We start from the raw sequence: 15,063 nt of genomic DNA on the forward strand, positions 1-15,063 counted from the left end.
GCTTCTTGCTTTTATGCACTTCGCTCAATGGAATCCTTATGGTCCTTCGTAATCGCTGAAAAGGCCGTCAGCAAAATCCAGAAGGTGAAAACGAGGATGACTGCGCCAAAAGCAAACAGCATCCAGTCACTATTCTCATTCCAAGGCGCCCATTCTGTCAGCACCTGTGAAATCATCGCCCACAGCGTCATGAACATAAGAAAGACCATTGGAATAATTGTCGGAAGGTAATTCCTCCCCTGACGCTTCAGCCAGATCGATACGAGCAGGAGACTAATGCCGGCCAGGAGCTGATTGGATGTTCCAAATAACGGCCAAAGCAGATAACCTCCGGATCCGAATCCCTTCGGCCCCTGCGGGATCAGGGTCAGTGCAGCGCTTGAAACAACCGCCAGCGTTGTTGCGACATGCATTTTCGTCAATGGTGTGATCTTATATTCAGTTCCGAGTTCTGCAATAATGTAACGCATCAATCGAACGGAAGAATCCAGTGTTGTCGCAGCGAAACTGACGACAATAACACTCACGATTGTCGCAGCAACAGAGGCGGGGATCCCGAGTCCTGCGGCCAGCTGGCCGGCCCCCTGGATGAAGACTCCAAGCCCGGCATTACTGGCCGCCGCAAAACCACTGTAGGTTGCTGTGAATTCCGCCGCTGTTGGGAAGAAGGTGACAACAGCGATGATCGCGACTAAGGCGAGAGCTCCCTCTCCTACAGATCCAAGATAGCCGACAAACCGCGCTTCTGTTTCATTGTTCAACTGTTTAGATGAAGTCCCGGAAGATACGAGACCGTGGAATCCGGAAATCGCTCCACAGGCGATAGTAATGAACAAAAGCGGGAACCAGGACGTATCCGCCGACGCATTGGTCACCGGTGCTGTAATTTCAGGGTTGGAAAACAGCAGCCCGAGATAGAGAAGTCCCAGTCCGACAATCAACTGGTGGGAGTTGATATAATCCCTTGGCTGAAGCAGTTTCCACACAGGAAGCGTCGATGCAATATACACATAGATCATCAGTACGAGGATCCAGACGAAAAACGCCATGGATGTCGCACTCAACCCAAAGGCTGCTTCTGCTCCTTCGCCCCCGAAATAGCGGACAAGGTCAATCTGCAGCGCAGGGACATAACTTGCAATGACAGCAGATAGATACATGACAGCAAGAGCTACAAGCGATGGCAGAAGCATACTGCCCTGTCTCTTGTAGACACTGTAACCGATCCAGACAGCGAGTGGAATTTGAATAAAGACAGATAACACACTTGCAGGAAACGAGATGAACAAGTTGGCAATGACCCAGGCGAACACTGCATTGACCATAAGAACAAGCAGAAGGATAATGAACAAAAACAACACTTTTGCTTTCTGGCCGATCAACTTGCTCGCCAGCGTCCCGATCGACTGTCCTTTGTTTCGCACGGATAAAACGAGTGTACCGAAATCATGGACCCCTGCAGCGAACACCGTGCCAAGGAGCACCCAGAGAACAGCCGGAAGCCATCCCCAGTACACCGCGATAGCAGGTCCTACAATGGGAGCTGCTCCAGCCACCGACGTGAAGTGGTGCCCCCAGAGAACGAACTTGTTCGTAGGTACGAAATCGACGCCATCCTTAAACTGATGGGCGGGCGTTACGTAATTCGGATCAAGCTTATAAATCTTTTCGGCAATAAACTTAGAATAATACCGATACCCTAGAAAAAAGACAAGCATACCAACAACGGCCAGCCAAATCCCACTCACAAAAACCCTCCTTTTATGTATGCGCTTACACATTATCGTTATTATATCTTACAATTCGTCATCGTTTCAATAAAATTTACAGATTTATCAGAAAATAGAAGTCATGAAAAAGCCGCTCCTTCCGGCAGTCCGGCTGGAGCGGTCTTCTCATGACAATTATTAAATGGCTTTTCCTGTTTCCTGCTGCGACTTGTTCCCCTTCGATCGATTTCCCTCGAAAAAGCCCGGTTTCTTATTCGGCAGTTTACCGAAGAACAAACCGGCAAAAGGAAGGTACCTGTGGGACAGCCAGATGATGACATAACACGACAGCAGGGTGGCAAGTAGCCGCACAATGATAGCTGCGTGGAACATGTTTCCGGCCGGTATTGGTATGGTAAATTCAAAGATTTTCAACACGAATGGGTGAAGAAGATAAAAGCCAAACGAATAAATCGCAATATTCTTCACATAGGACAGTGCCACCGGCCACTTGACGACCAATCGTTCCGCAATACGGAACATGGCATAGCTTCCGACAACGAGAAAGAGCATATTAATAATCAAATAGCCCCATGTCGGCAGCTGGGAACCAAAAATCTGATACCCGCTTCCATGCAGATACACAGTGGTCAGCCCGGCAAGCAGGCCTCCGACAGCCCACACAGGAGTTGTCCTTGAGAAAGCCGCGGTCTTCTGCTGTTTATAGTGAACGCCGATCCATGCTCCAAGAAGGTACGGACCCATGCTTGTCATAAACAAATTAAACGAAAAGACTTGGAATTCGCGGTTGAAGAAATAATATCCGACTTGGAGAATCATTCCGAACAGCCACATATACTTTCTGAAGAACGCAGATTTCTGCGCGGCATAAAGGACGACAGGGAAAAATAAATAAAACTGAACGATTAAGAAAATAAAGTGCAGATGATAAAAGGAATCCCCTGTAAACATCCGTGTCAAAATGTTCTCCGGCGTCGTCGATACTACTCCGAGATAAATAGAGAAAGCCTCATAGAAAAGGGCCCACAGGAAATAGGGAACGACGATATATAGAGCTCTCTTCCTGAAATAAGAGAAGAGTTCCTGTTTATCCATTTTCTGATCAATATACTTATAGAAAAAGACCATCGCCGTAAGCATGATGAAGATGCCGGCTTCAATCCGGATGATCCGGTTGATAAAATGATAGGCCTCATACATGCCCGTACCTTCCGTAAGAACCTTCACATAGGCCGCGCTGACATGTACGAGGACGACCATGACCATGGCAAAGATGCGCAGAAAGTAGATGGACTCAATTCTTTCTTTTTTCATGGAATCATTCCTTTAATGGTTCGACTTAATGGTGCGTGAGCCATCTTACCATGAAATCATGGTCTGCTTTCGCATTGTTGTCGATTATTCATGAAATTTTTGAACTGTCGTAACAAACCTTACATTTTTTAACTATTTTGCATCAATACGGCCGAGGAAAAAACCATCGATCCTGTCGAGACGTCCCCGCCAGAAAAACGATCCTTCCGCCGGGGTGGCCTGGGCATCGCCATTGTAGACCTGGGCATTTTCGAGATGAATGTATTGAATTTCCTCCTGCGAATAATTCATCTGGCTGGCTTTTTCAAGCTTTTCACTGAGGGACTGAGCCGTTTCATTCCCTTCAGCAAGGGTACCACTTAAAGAACGAAAGTATTTTTCAGCCGAAACCGTTGTCCCTGTCACCAAAGCTCCGTTAACGTTTAACGTAATGTCCAGGGAAAAGTCCTTCATATTTGCTGCTTTCACAAATTTTCTCAGCACATTATCCATCAAAGATCTTCCTTCCTGACTGGTTTATTGAACCGTGTCGTCATTAATCGTCAGTGATGTTTTCTTTGGTGTTCCCGGCGGCTTTTCCACTTCCTCTTCCTGATTGGGATCTTCATCCACCGGTTCAGGCGGAGCTTCCGAGGCAGCGGCTTCCTTCTCCGAGCTTTCGATCTGCTCCTGGGAAAGTTCAGGTCCTTCAAGGGCAGGTGTTTCTTCCGTCTGATCCAGTTTTTCCTGTTCTTCCTCATCGGCCGTCTTTCTATTTTTAATTCCTTCGACCCATTCCTCCGCTTTATCCTTCGTTTTATTCTTAACGTCCTTCACTCTGTCTTCCGCTTTATGTGCTTTATCTTTCACCTTTGTTTCGGCCTTCTGTGCTTTCTCCTTTAAAGAAGAATCTCCTGTCTTTTCAGATTTTCCTGGATTCAGCATCAGACCTGTGACCGCTCCGACAACACCGCCGATAATGGCACGGGTCACTTTTCCACTTGGTTTGCCCGGGGATTTTTCCTGGCTGTTGTCCGCTGACGTCAATGTTGTTTTTTGATCACTCATGCTTATCTCTCCTCATCATTTTTGATGGTTGTACATGCGCTGCATCGAGTTTTCCAGCTGTTCGATGCGGTTTTGCAGCTGCTGGTTTTCCTTCTCTAAAGCCTTGGTGTCCGCTTCTGCTGCTTTAGAGTTTAAGTAGGGATCGGTTTCCCACCAGTCCATCCCGATTTCCTTCGCTTTATCAACAGACGCCACAATTAAGCGGATTTTGATCGTGAGCAGTTCTACATCAGCCAGCCCTACACGGATATCACCCGCGATGACAACCCCTTTGTCCAATACGGTTTCCAAGACATCGACGATACTGCTGGACTGGGTCGGGTGTTCAATAGACATCAGCCTTCCTCCTTCACAACAGGTTTCCAAGCGGACCTAAGTCAATGTTTAGATCCTCATCGGTCAACTCAAAGATTTCCTTCAATTCATCCATCTTCACGTCCAGGTTCATCAGGGCCACACCGAGCTGCTCAATCTGTTCATCCGTTAAAGTGCCACCATCCACCCGGCGGATGGCATGGCGTTCCACAAGCTGACGGAGAAGTTCAATAACAGTCAGGACAAGCTGCGCCAGTCCCTGTTCGGCACCATCAGGATCTAGGTTGATCCGCCCACTTTTTAATGGCTGCTGTTCAAGGTCGTTCAACGGCATATTCCAGTTCCTCCTTTTCTTTGTCCATATTCTCAGAACTGATTTCATTCTGCTGTGATTGAACGAGGGTTTCCACGGCCGAAATCAGAACCTTCAGATCCAGATAGACAAGGTCGATGCCCGCAATGGAAATAATGACATCTCCCTTGATGGCGACTCCTTTATCCAGCACCGTATCCAAAATATCAATCAACGCAATGTCACGATTTTCGAATTGTTCCCTCCGGCTCATCCCTCCACCCCGCTGACGGTTTTCGTGTCTGAAAAGTGATAGGGAGGCCACGGACCGGTCACTTCGATCATCCATCCCGCTTCCCTTCCGTTTTCCTGAGCAGTAGTGGCCTGCTCCAGGAAAGGTTCCACCTGCTCTTTTTTCAAAAGGTAGGCACCGTTCCAGCACATTTCCTCGTCTTTGCCGGTTACATTTTTGTTCCACACTTTCTTACTACTTGTGTCGACACAAAACTCTTTGAAGCGGTGATGAAGATTCCCTGCATAGGTCTCCTGCTCCTGCGAGACAATTTCTTGTATAAAACTGTCGAGCTTTTTCGTCTGAAGGTACTGCATTCCTTTTGACATCTGCGCAATATCCTCTTTCCGCTTCATGACTTCCGGGTGCCGGGCAGCTGTATGTTCCTTAAGGAGGTCGGAGCGGTTATAAATTTTCACATTCCACTCTTCCGTCCCTTGCAGCTGCTGAAGAATGATCTTCCATTCCGTTTCATAGACTGCCGCTTTATGCTGAAGATTTTCTTCCTTCTTAAAAATTGTTGCGAATTTCATCGGAATCAGTGTCATCCCGTCGTTCAGCTGCAGCAGGACTTCGTGATGGCGGAAAGCTTTTTTCCTGAGCCATTCCATTTCATTTGTTTTTTCCTCCAGCACTTCTTCCCCGAATTCGGATTCATCTACGAAGCTGACGACAGCTGCCAGATTTCCAAGCTCAATGTGGAAAAGGTGGTGAGAGTCATCCACGCCTCTCCACTGAGTCATATCCGTCTCCTGTGCTTCTTCCTTCCACGTCACGCCATACAGGTATAACAATTCTTCCATAATAAAAACTCCCTATTCATACCGTTTCGTCATCTCTTCCCATTGTTCCATCTCCCGCTTTTTGGCCATCTCATAGCGCAGCATCAGTTCTTCCTCCTGCTGCTCATACGCTTCTTCAGAGATTTCCTCCAGTTCATACATCATCTGAAGCTGGATGATTTTTTTCTGGATGTGCTCCAGATCGTACCATTCCTTATCCACTTCTTCTTTGACGTGCTCACCGACTTTTTTAATCAGAGTGATCGGAGAAGTGAACAGTTTATGAATCATGAAGCTTCCACTTTCAACTGGATATGGATGAAGTTATAAGGGGCCCACGGACCTGTATACTTGAAATCCACATAATCGCCCCACGTCTGGTAAAGCTCGTTAACAAGGGCATCAAAGACTTCCTCTTTGTCCCGATCGATTAAGTACGCGCCGTTCAGCAGCATTTTTTCTCCTAAGGTATCATTTTTCTTAGCGGCTTCCGCAAGTTCTGCGAGAGGTTCATGGATTCGTTTCTCTACATCATTCTGGATGTCGGTAAAGAAATCACGGGCCATTTCCCCAAGCTGAATCCGGTCGAAATAGCCGGCGGCTTCTGATTTCCCTTTCACCGTTTCCTTCTGCTTCTGCATTCTGTCGTTCTGATGGACCATGGATTCCAGCCATTCCCTTTTACCGACGACTTTCAAGCCGATTTCCATTTTGTCCCGGACTTCCGTGAACAGCTTTTCAAGCTGTGGATACAGATTTTCAAGCAGCACTTCGGTATCTTCTTTCGATTTAAAAACGTTTCCAAAGCTGATTGGAACGACCGCTCTCTCTTCCTGCATCACTTTAGTAATGACCGCCTGATGGGTCATCAATGGATCTTTTTTCGGGTGGTAAATCTTGACGGGAGCATGAACAGCGACAACAGCCGCATCTTTATAATGAAGCGTAAATAACCGACGCTCTTCTCCTTCGAATTCGATCGTGCCAAAATCTTTTTCTCCTTCCGCCTGTATACAGCAGAAGATGTAAACACCTGTTTCCTCTGCCATTACGATCCCTCCTTTATATTCCGGCACTCATTTAAAATGAGTGCCTCTACATTTTTTGTCTGTTCACCGGCCTGCAGCTGAAGCGGGAACATCATAAAATCAAGACAAAGATGCTGGAATGCCGGATGACTGCCTTCAACCGGGATGGCATGCTGATAGGCGATATCCGCCATCATGATCGATGTACGGATGCTCAATGGACTGCCGCTTCCCCCGAGCTGTTCATTCACTCGTTTTACGAGGGAGACGATTTTTACTGCGCCTTCTTTTTTCATTCCGGTCCGTTTCATGACAACAGCCGTTTCTGTCTCTACATCCATCCGTTCAAGCGGAATTGTGATCAGCCTGTCAAAAAGAGCATCTTGTGTTTCATAAACACCGGCGTACTCCGACGGATTGCTTGTGAGCAGCATACGAAATTCAGGGTGGACGCGGATATGGGATTCATTCCGCTTGGCTCCATATAAAGGCATCACTTTTTCTTCTAATATAGAAAGAAATAAATTATTCGTATAAGGGGAGGAGCGGGTGAATTCATCGTAAACGAGTGTATGCCCTTCTTTCACAGCCTTGTAAAGATGCCCCTCCACCCAGTTTTCCGAAACATTCTCCTCAATCTTATGGACGGTTCGGACAAAATTATCATGAAGCTTTTTCCTGCTGTACCCACTGTAAGCTCCAATCAAATCTTCTCTTGAAAGATCTCTGCTTCCGGTAATAACGGTTACAGGGCGGCCGCGCTTCTCCGCTGTGTGAAGCGCAAGAGTGGTCTTCCCGATTCCAGCCGGTCCTGTATAATGAACCGGATAACCGGCCGACACATACCTTAAGGTCCGCTGAATCATCGATTTGAAGTGAGGGAGGTCAAACACATCCCCCGGGGTACGGGAAGAAGGCTGTCTGCTGTTCAATCGTGTCATTCGCCATTTCCCCCTTACGTTTCGACCTGCTCATCAATTTCCGTACGGTATCGGAGACGTATTCTGGAAAATCCGCTGATGTCCAGCTGCTCATCCAGAAAAACTTCGTACACCCCGACCATCTGATCCCTCGCATACTTTTTCATATATTCCTTCTCTTCGATCACTTCAACGATGACACGCCATTCCTCATCCTTTTTCCTTGCCGAAATGATTTTATGGACGGGCGCAATATTCTGCTGAAAAAAATCCTGGACGGCAATCAAAACCTTCATACAACCAAAACCCTCTCTTTCTTTGACGTTCGCTTATATACTGAATTCCCCGCGCTCTTGAGAGCCCGCCTCTGGAGACGAACCGCTCTCACCGAGACGGCCGCCAAGACCTTCCTCCTCCACTTCATCACGAAGCAGTCCAACGGCTTCAGCGTATCTCAGCCACGTGTCTACACTTGCAATGACGACGCGCGCCTCTACTGTAATCAACTCAATTCCTACAACGGAAACTCTGGCAAACGCATCAATGACAATACCTTTATCTAAAATTCGGTCAACAACTTCTGCGAGACTTGAACTATCGGTGGATTTTTGAATCGCCATGAGGGATTCTCCTTTCAGTTTTTAAGAATGATAGGTTTTCATATGGGACAGGCCCTTCACATCTTTCGGCCCTTTCATGGTAGAAGCGCTCTTAATATGCGAAACACCTTTGATGTCCTGCACACCCTTCAACCGTTTCGAACCATTGGACCGATCACCCACAGCACTCTGGATCTCCTGTCCCCTCTGCTTGACATCCGCAAGGTTCTCCTTGAAGTCCAGCAGCTTCTCCTGCACTTGTTCCTTAGCTTCCTCTGCTTTGGTATGGACGTCCCTGGCATTCGCCTCGGTCTTTTCCTGCCATTCCTGCTTTCTTTCATTGATTTGGGACTGCAGATAATTCCGAAACTGTTCTTTTGCAAAATCTCCCGCACGGTCACTAAGCTCATCACCGGCACGATCTTTCACTTCTTTCCAGTTATCACTTTTCCGGAATACTTTTTTCGGATCCGGAAGATGTTCCTTCAGCGATTCCGCAGTTTTTTTCACTCCTCCTCCCACACGTTCCATCCAATTTGTAGAATCTTCTCGATTTTTCACAGCATCACCACACTTCTGCTCGAAGGCAGTCGTTTCTATCCTTACTTCCCACACTCACTTTTCTGAAACCCGATGCCCTTCACATTTATTTAAAAATGGGAATATAGACATCATTTCACCTTGAGAGAACCCTCCCCTAGGCCTACGAAAAGCGATTGATTACACTATGATTTCTAATATAAAGCTTTTGTTACAAAGTAAAGTTGCCCAACTTCCATGTCGAAACCACACTTAAGAGGTCTTTTTTTCACACGTCTATCCCAACCCCGATATCGCAGGAATCCTTCCAATTTCTCCGAATTACTAGAGTATATCTTTTAAAGGAGGAAATCGTTTGAAGTTTAAAAAGCTTGCTTCCCTGTCCCTTGCCGCCGCTCTCGTTCTTATGCCGTCCACTGGAGGTGTCCTGGCCGATTCCCTTTCCGACAAAACATCATCAGATCGGACAAACAAAATTGATACTTATCTCGAAAAAGGAAAGTACGTGCCGGGTGAAGTCGTCGTGAAATATAAAGAAGGCTTCTCTCCAAACAAAAAAGAGATGAACCAGATGGACGCTGTTGTCCTGGAGGAACAACAGGAAGTCGTCGAAGCTGAGGAGAAAGTGTTGAAGGTAAAAAACGTTGAAAAAGTCGTCGAAGCCTTAAACAAAAATCCGAACGTGGAATATGCAGAGCCGAACTATTTATTCCAAGCCACCTGGACACCGAATGATACGTACTACAGCGGCTATCAATACGGACCACAGAACACGGAAACACCAAGGGCATGGGACGTAACACGCGGAAGCAGCAGCCAGGAAATCGCCATCATCGACTCCGGTGTCGACTACAACCACCCGGATCTTGATGGAAAAACGATTAAAGGCTATGACTTCGTCGATAACGATAACAATCCAATGGATCTCAATGATCACGGCACGCACGTAGCCGGAACCGCCGCCGCTGAAACCAACAATGCCAGAGGAGTTGCAGGAATGGCACCTAATACAAAGATCCTTGCCGTGCGTGCCCTCGATGCAAATGGAAGCGGCTCCTTGAACGACATAGCAGATGCGATCCGCTACTCAGCTGATCAAGGCGCAGAGGTCATCAACCTTTCCCTTGGCTGTAACTGTGATACACAGACATTGGAAAATGCGGTCAACTACGCCTGGAACAAAGGATCCGTCGTTATTGCAGCGGCAGGGAATGACGGAGTTTCCACAACTTTCGAACCTGCTTCCTATGACAACGTCATCGCCGTTGGAGCGGTCGACCGCTATGATAGAAAAGCCTCCTTCTCCAACTACGGCACATGGGTGGATGTAACAGCGCCAGGCGTCAGCATTGCGTCTACCATGCCGAACGGAGGGTATGCTTACATGTCCGGAACATCTATGGCAGCCCCTCACGTAGCCGGTCTTGCCGGACTGCTCGCATCCCAGGGCCGTTCCAACAGCAACATCCGAGCTGCCATTGAGCAGACGGCCGATCCAATCAGCGGGACAGGTTCCTACTTTGAGCACGGATTGATCAATTCCTACGATGCGGTGAACTATTAAGTAGAAAAAAAGGAAGGCGCGTGCATGCGCCTTCCTTTTTTCTTATCAGTTGACTATTCTGCCAACTATTCGCTATAGTAAAAGTACCAAAGGGAGTAGCGACCGCATATCCGCGGCTGATGAATCGTCATTTCGGTGATCGATTTCACCTGGTTCATCAAACTATATAGATAGGACGCGAGACTTTGGCCCGTAACAGGGCCGGAGTCTCTTTTTTTTTGAGCAGAGCCCTGTATATAGAAAGGAGATGGGAATGATGGTTTATTTTATTTTTCTATTATCCGCCGTCATCGTTGTATTTGCGGCAGTCCAGCTGAACCGGTTCGGAGATGTGATCAGCCGGAAATCCACACTGAGCGGTGCTGTCGTCGGCACTTTTCTCATCGCCGGGGCGACTTCACTGCCGGAGTTGACGACCAGTTTAACGGCCGTCTACATCGACAACCCTGACATCGCCGTCGGTAACATGCTCGGGAGTAATGTGTTCAACCTGCTTATCATTGCTGTTGTAGATATGATCTACCGAAAACGAAAAATGTTTAACGCAATCGATGAGAAACAGCACATGCCAACAGCAGTGGCCGGTATCCTATTCACCCTGATTGTAGTCGCCGCCCTTATCCTGCCGTTTGATTTTTCCTTGTTTAACATTGGGATAGAGATGTTCATCCTCGTCGGGTTGTATATCGCGGCCACCCGGTTTATGAATCAAGGGGAAGAAGAGGAGATGGATGAAGCAGCCGCCGCAGGCAAAGATTATACGTTAAAAACAGCGGTCATCGGTTTCATTGTTGCAGCACTGATCGTGTTCGCCGCAGGGAGCGCCTTATCGATTTCCGGTGATCAGCTCGCCCAGCAGACAGGGATGAGTTCAAGCTTTGTCGGAAGCTTCCTCATTGCCGCTTCCACCTCACTGCCGGAACTCGTAACTGTCCTTGTGGCCATGAAGATGTCCAACTACGGCATGGCGCTCGGGTCTATCCTGGGAAGTAACCTGTTCAACCTGCAGCTGCTTGCGGTGACCGATGTGTTTTACCAGAAAGGCGCGATTCTGCAGTCGCTCAGCTCCACTCATCTGCCTGTGGCGCTTTTAAGTACAGCGATGCTTTTCTTGACCGTGTTCATGGTGAATCGCAAGCCAAAGGAAAACAGCTTCCGTTATGCGGTACCGTCCCTGATTATGATCGTCATTTATTTTGCAGCATCGTATCAGTTGTTTTAAAAAAGCAGGAGAGCGCCGGCTCTCCTGCTTTTTCTTATTGATACCCTACTGGATGAAACTCCCCTGTCAGAGCATCTACAATTAAGTGATAAGACTTTTTCTTTTTCAGTCCTTCTACTATCCAATAGGGGCGATAGAACAGCGATGCTTTTTTTAAAGTAATAACAGGCATTTTGAGTACTTTCAGCTTATAAGAGATACTCCTGGCAACAAATTTTTCTCCATGCTTCTTTGCGGTGCTTAACGATACCTGAGCACCCAGTACTTCCTTGTTTTTTAATTCTAATTCACAGAGTTCAGGGGAGACATCGACGAGTGATCCAACCCCACTAATAGAATCAATAGTATATCCTATCTTCCTATCCCCTTTTTCAAACCAATTTCCCCTTTTCATTTCATATTCTAAAAAGTAATAAGGGTAATAGACTAAACGTTCAGGAATAAAGGTAGAATCCCGCTCTATCTGTTGAAGAATATAACTGACTTCTTGATCTGTAAGTAAATGTTCACTTGTCCAAATCGTATCTTTCATGTCAAGGTATCCTTTCCTACCGCATTATCTCGCAGATATTTCCCTAAGTTCCCTGCTTCAAGATTCAACTGTCGAGATACCTTCTTATCTAAAGAGGCAGGAATAGAATAACCTTTTTTCACCTCAGGGAAAACATCGTCGATCCAGGGGGGCTTTTTACCAAAAGGATTTCCTGCCAGCATACCAAGCACTGACATGATTAAACCAGCTAAAAAAGGGTGAAGATAGGTAGATTCTTGAAGTTCTAATAAAGTCCAGAGTATATTCGTCACTCCGCCAAAAATCATCGCACACAATACACCGATACTATTAGCATTCTTGGAGTACACAGAAACCACATAAGGAACAATGAAGCTGTTGCCCAGTACGCCAAACGAAAAGATGACAAGAGAAAATACCGACGGTGGTTGGTACACCGCGACAACCACTCCTATAATACCAGCTGCAAAGATACATAACCGACTTATATTAACCATTTTGTTCTGACTTGCATTCTTATCGATAAACCTCAAATAAATATCACGTGATAAGATTGTTCCAGCCTGCATTAAAATGGAATCGGAAGTTGACATGATTGCCGCCATAACAGCTGACAATAGGATAGCAGCCATTATTCCAGGAAAGAATTCATAAGCGAGTGTTGGAATGACCATCTCCGGATCATTCAATTCTGGCAGCAGAACAATAGCCATAAACCCTAATAGGTAAGGGGTGAAAACAAAAAGTTGATTCCAAGTAGCTGCATAAAGAATGGCTCCCTTTACCGTTTTTGTACTTTTCATAGACATGTGTCTAACTACCACATGAGGAAGACCCATGTACCCAATCGAATAGATGAGCACCGCACCAAGAACTACACCCCACTGCCCGATATAAGCTAAATCTTTCCCCCATGGACTTAAATAAGAAGGATCTATGGCGGCAATCTGTTCATTCAGCCCCGAAAGACCTCCAAGGTGAATAAACCCCATGATTGCAATCCCTACGACACCAATGACCATAATGATTCCTTGAATAAAGTCTGTCCAGACAACAGCCAGGTAGCCTCCTGTCACGGTATAGGATATGATTACTCCCACCCCTATTAATAAGGCCGTGGAGTAAGAAAGACCTGTCAATTGTTCCAAAGCCTTACCTGAAGCAATGAACTGGGCAAACACATACCCAAATAAAAAGATTATGGAAATCACTGAACCTACAATTCGAACAGCCGGACTATCAAAACGCTTTTCTAAGTATTCAATGGGCGATAAAGCTCCTAGAATCTCTGACATCCTTCTCATTCTTTTTCCTAAAACGGACAAGTTGACAATAGCTCCACCTGCGTCTCCAAAGGCATACCATAGTGCATACCAGCCTTGCTGAAAAGCAAGTGCAGGACCTCCCATAAACATATATCCACTCATTGAGGAGCTCTGCATAGTCAACGCGGTAACTGCCGGGCCAAGGCTTCGTCCTCCTAATAAATAATGGTCGACTGACTTAGAAGCTTTACGAGTGAAGTAGATCCCTACGACCAGTAATCCAACTAAATAGACGAGAAAAATGATAGTGTCTAGTTTCAATCTACTCCCCCTCTTTTATGAAAATACGCATCTTCTTCTGCATCTTCTTTTCTAAGCTTGAGATACAGAATAACTGCCAATGACAACCAAAATATCGGCCAGGGTGCAAATAACCAGAATGTTTCTGAGGGAAGATTAAACAAGTTTTCATTACCCCCTTACTTTTTGTAATATATATCCAATTTTACAAAAAATATAGAACTAGCTCACTAGACACAATGTAGATTTAACATTCAATATTTCAAACATTATGACAAAATTTACGGAAATGACTTTAAAAAGACTTTGCTTAATAATTCTTTAGCCTGCAGATTGTGAAAAATTCAAAAATATCCTCTTCCATGGAGTATCCTTCCTCAATGAGCAATGCCCGACCAGTTCTGGAAGAGTAAGTTCCTTCGCTGCTTGAGATTTAATTGATATACCTGGGGGTTAGTTGATATATCTCGAATGTAATTGATATATCGAAAATAAAATCGATATCCGCCAAAGGAATACCGATCTCCATGTCGAATAAGGAAAGAGCGAAAGGATGGATGCCATGATTATGAAAGAACGCACTTTCCCCAGAGATATCGAAGTGCTGCAGGCTTTGAAGCGGAGACTGGTGGCCCATCACCCTCAATCCGAAGCTGTAAATGACCAGTTGAAGCTCCGATTAACCGGCTACAAAGGCGAACTCTCCTTGAATTATCCTCTAACTTTTCTCCCCTCGGACCATTATATTTTCCATGACCTGCGTCTGTATGACGGCACCCACCATTTTCAAATCGACTGCCTTGTCGTAACCGTTTCTCTCCTAATCATTCTTGAAGTGAAAAATATTGGAGGTGAGCTGTTTTTCAACCAGCGCTTCCATTACCTTGAACGAAAATGGGAGGAAGATCATTCTACGTTTGCCGATCCAGTCATTCAGGTAGGCCGTCATACCCGGCAGCTTCGGAAGCTGCTGAAGCTCTGGCAGATTCCTAATGTTCCAATTTATGGACTGGTCGTCAACAGCCACCCTACGGCAAGGATTGATACAGACGATGATGACCTTGAGAACGTCATTCGAATTGAAACGCTGCCTGAGAAAATTTCCACTCTGATGGAAGGCCGGATCCCCATTTTAAATGCCTCGCCAATGAACCGCTTCACCACCCACTTGCTCACCAATCACGAAAGCTACTTTTATGACTATGTAAAATTTTCAAACTAGAAAAAGAAGATTTCAAGAAGGGGGTTTTCTGCCCGGAATGTTCCTCACTCCCAATGAAACGTATGCACGGCAGATGGAAGTGCGTGAACTGCGCTCATATCAGCAAGTCCGCTCATGTGG

At 46.2% G+C, this 15,063-nt stretch carries 19 protein-coding genes; 3 read left to right on the forward strand and 16 right to left on the reverse strand.

Going from position 1 to position 15,063, the window contains the following annotated elements:
• Positions 1 to 11 precede the first annotated feature (11 nt).
• The 14 genes from QMA39_RS09520 to gvpQ all read right to left on the reverse strand — a co-directional run bounded on the left by QMA39_RS09520 (position 12) and on the right by gvpQ (position 8,829).
• The gene (locus tag QMA39_RS09520; RefSeq protein ID WP_281658539.1) at positions 12 to 1,748 is read right to left on the reverse strand and encodes a carbon starvation protein A; all 1,737 of its coding nucleotides are present in this window, start codon (positions 1,746 to 1,748) and stop codon (positions 12 to 14) included.
• A gap of 159 nt (positions 1,749 to 1,907) precedes the next feature.
• Positions 1,908 to 3,044 carry an acyltransferase gene (locus QMA39_RS09525; RefSeq protein WP_084163090.1) on the reverse strand — a complete coding sequence of 379 codons (1,137 nt, stop codon included), beginning with the start codon at positions 3,042 to 3,044 and terminating at the stop codon, positions 1,908 to 1,910.
• A gap of 132 nt (positions 3,045 to 3,176) precedes the next feature.
• Entirely contained in the window at positions 3,177 to 3,536 is a 360-nt protein-coding gene (gene gvpU, locus QMA39_RS09530) for a gas vesicle accessory protein GvpU (protein WP_027955019.1), read from the reverse strand.
• 24 nt (positions 3,537 to 3,560) lie between these two features.
• Complete coding sequence (locus tag QMA39_RS09535) at positions 3,561 to 4,091, reverse strand: YtxH domain-containing protein (protein ID WP_281658540.1); 531 nt, start codon at positions 4,089 to 4,091, stop codon at positions 3,561 to 3,563.
• 15 nt (positions 4,092 to 4,106) lie between these two features.
• Positions 4,107 to 4,427, reverse strand: a complete 321-nt coding sequence (locus QMA39_RS09540) for a gas vesicle protein (protein WP_027955017.1) — start codon at positions 4,425 to 4,427, stop codon at positions 4,107 to 4,109.
• A gap of 13 nt (positions 4,428 to 4,440) precedes the next feature.
• Positions 4,441 to 4,740: a gas vesicle protein K gene (locus QMA39_RS09545; protein ID WP_051254661.1), complete on the reverse strand. Its 300-nt coding sequence runs from the start codon at positions 4,738 to 4,740 to the stop codon at positions 4,441 to 4,443.
• A complete protein-coding gene (locus tag QMA39_RS09550; RefSeq protein ID WP_027955015.1) occupies positions 4,721 to 4,972 on the reverse strand; it encodes a gas vesicle protein in 252 nt (83 codons plus the stop codon). Before QMA39_RS09550 ends, QMA39_RS09545 begins: the two co-directional genes overlap by 20 nt.
• Positions 4,969 to 5,793 carry a GvpL/GvpF family gas vesicle protein gene (locus QMA39_RS09555; RefSeq protein ID WP_281658541.1) on the reverse strand — a complete coding sequence of 275 codons (825 nt, stop codon included), beginning with the start codon at positions 5,791 to 5,793 and terminating at the stop codon, positions 4,969 to 4,971. The genes QMA39_RS09550 and QMA39_RS09555 overlap by 4 nt, the downstream gene beginning before the upstream one ends.
• Before the next feature lie 12 nt (positions 5,794 to 5,805).
• A complete protein-coding gene (locus QMA39_RS09560; protein ID WP_027955013.1) occupies positions 5,806 to 6,063 on the reverse strand; it encodes a gas vesicle protein GvpG in 258 nt (85 codons plus the stop codon).
• The gene (locus tag QMA39_RS09565) at positions 6,060 to 6,821 is read right to left on the reverse strand and encodes a GvpL/GvpF family gas vesicle protein (protein ID WP_281658542.1); all 762 of its coding nucleotides are present in this window, start codon (positions 6,819 to 6,821) and stop codon (positions 6,060 to 6,062) included. The genes QMA39_RS09560 and QMA39_RS09565 overlap by 4 nt, the downstream gene beginning before the upstream one ends.
• Positions 6,821 to 7,741, reverse strand: a complete 921-nt coding sequence (gene gvpN / locus QMA39_RS09570; RefSeq protein WP_027955011.1) for a gas vesicle protein GvpN — start codon at positions 7,739 to 7,741, stop codon at positions 6,821 to 6,823. Before gvpN ends, QMA39_RS09565 begins: the two co-directional genes overlap by 1 nt.
• A gap of 14 nt (positions 7,742 to 7,755) precedes the next feature.
• Positions 7,756 to 8,016 (reverse strand): gas vesicle protein GvpO, encoded by a 261-nt coding sequence (gvpO, locus tag QMA39_RS09575; RefSeq protein ID WP_281658543.1) that lies wholly within the window; start codon positions 8,014 to 8,016, stop codon positions 7,756 to 7,758.
• A gap of 33 nt (positions 8,017 to 8,049) precedes the next feature.
• Entirely contained in the window at positions 8,050 to 8,340 is a 291-nt protein-coding gene (gvpA, locus tag QMA39_RS09580; protein WP_281658544.1) for a gas vesicle structural protein GvpA, read from the reverse strand.
• A 21-nt stretch (positions 8,341 to 8,361) separates the two neighbouring features.
• Positions 8,362 to 8,829 (reverse strand): gas vesicle protein GvpQ, encoded by a 468-nt coding sequence (gene gvpQ / locus QMA39_RS09585; RefSeq protein ID WP_281658545.1) that lies wholly within the window; start codon positions 8,827 to 8,829, stop codon positions 8,362 to 8,364.
• Positions 8,830 to 9,214: 385 nt separating this feature from the next.
• Between gvpQ and QMA39_RS09590 the strand changes: the two genes are divergently transcribed.
• A complete protein-coding gene (locus QMA39_RS09590) occupies positions 9,215 to 10,423 on the forward strand; it encodes a S8 family peptidase (RefSeq protein ID WP_281658546.1) in 1,209 nt (402 codons plus the stop codon).
• Between the two features lie 256 nt (positions 10,424 to 10,679).
• A complete protein-coding gene (locus QMA39_RS09595) occupies positions 10,680 to 11,645 on the forward strand; it encodes a sodium:calcium antiporter (RefSeq protein ID WP_281658547.1) in 966 nt (321 codons plus the stop codon).
• A 34-nt stretch (positions 11,646 to 11,679) separates the two neighbouring features.
• Here the strand turns inward: QMA39_RS09595 and QMA39_RS09600 are convergent, their stop codons facing one another.
• Positions 11,680 to 12,177 (reverse strand): hypothetical protein, encoded by a 498-nt coding sequence (locus QMA39_RS09600; protein WP_281658548.1) that lies wholly within the window; start codon positions 12,175 to 12,177, stop codon positions 11,680 to 11,682.
• Positions 12,174 to 13,742 (reverse strand): sodium/proline symporter, encoded by a 1,569-nt coding sequence (locus tag QMA39_RS09605; protein WP_281658549.1) that lies wholly within the window; start codon positions 13,740 to 13,742, stop codon positions 12,174 to 12,176. The genes QMA39_RS09600 and QMA39_RS09605 overlap by 4 nt, the downstream gene beginning before the upstream one ends.
• A 541-nt stretch (positions 13,743 to 14,283) precedes the next feature.
• Here QMA39_RS09605 and QMA39_RS09610 point away from each other — a divergent pair.
• Positions 14,284 to 14,943, forward strand: coding sequence for a nuclease-related domain-containing protein (locus QMA39_RS09610; protein ID WP_281658550.1), 660 nt, complete (start codon positions 14,284 to 14,286; stop codon positions 14,941 to 14,943).
• Positions 14,944 to 15,063: the final 120 nt, after the last annotated feature.

Origin of the sequence: Halobacillus sp. Cin3 (assembly GCF_947311855.1) — a bacterium.
Classification (GTDB): Bacteria; Bacillota; Bacilli; order Bacillales; family Halobacillaceae; genus Halobacillus; species Halobacillus kuroshimensis.

Excerpts from the sequence above, each read along its gene's own strand:
- QMA39_RS09525 (WP_084163090.1), bottom strand. The coding sequence starts at position 3,044 with ATGAAAAAAGAAAGAATTGAGTCCATCTACTTTCTGCGCATCTTTGCC.
- gvpU (WP_027955019.1), bottom strand. The coding sequence starts at position 3,536 with ATGGATAATGTGCTGAGAAAATTTGTGAAAGCAGCAAATATGAAGGAC.
- QMA39_RS09535 (WP_281658540.1), bottom strand. The coding sequence starts at position 4,091 with ATGAGTGATCAAAAAACAACATTGACGTCAGCGGACAACAGCCAGGAA.
- QMA39_RS09540 (WP_027955017.1), bottom strand. The coding sequence starts at position 4,427 with ATGTCTATTGAACACCCGACCCAGTCCAGCAGTATCGTCGATGTCTTG.
- QMA39_RS09545 (WP_051254661.1), bottom strand. The coding sequence starts at position 4,740 with ATGCCGTTGAACGACCTTGAACAGCAGCCATTAAAAAGTGGGCGGATC.
- QMA39_RS09550 (WP_027955015.1), bottom strand. The coding sequence starts at position 4,972 with ATGAGCCGGAGGGAACAATTCGAAAATCGTGACATTGCGTTGATTGAT.
- QMA39_RS09555 (WP_281658541.1), bottom strand. The coding sequence starts at position 5,793 with ATGGAAGAATTGTTATACCTGTATGGCGTGACGTGGAAGGAAGAAGCA.
- QMA39_RS09560 (WP_027955013.1), bottom strand. The coding sequence starts at position 6,063 with ATGATTCATAAACTGTTCACTTCTCCGATCACTCTGATTAAAAAAGTC.
- QMA39_RS09565 (WP_281658542.1), bottom strand. The coding sequence starts at position 6,821 with ATGGCAGAGGAAACAGGTGTTTACATCTTCTGCTGTATACAGGCGGAA.
- gvpN (WP_027955011.1), bottom strand. The coding sequence starts at position 7,741 with ATGACACGATTGAACAGCAGACAGCCTTCTTCCCGTACCCCGGGGGAT.
- gvpO (WP_281658543.1), bottom strand. The coding sequence starts at position 8,016 with ATGAAGGTTTTGATTGCCGTCCAGGATTTTTTTCAGCAGAATATTGCG.
- gvpA (WP_281658544.1), bottom strand. The coding sequence starts at position 8,340 with ATGGCGATTCAAAAATCCACCGATAGTTCAAGTCTCGCAGAAGTTGTT.
- QMA39_RS09595 (WP_281658547.1), top strand. The coding sequence starts at position 10,680 with ATGGTTTATTTTATTTTTCTATTATCCGCCGTCATCGTTGTATTTGCG.
- QMA39_RS09600 (WP_281658548.1), bottom strand. The coding sequence starts at position 12,177 with ATGAAAGATACGATTTGGACAAGTGAACATTTACTTACAGATCAAGAA.
- QMA39_RS09610 (WP_281658550.1), top strand. The coding sequence starts at position 14,284 with ATGATTATGAAAGAACGCACTTTCCCCAGAGATATCGAAGTGCTGCAG.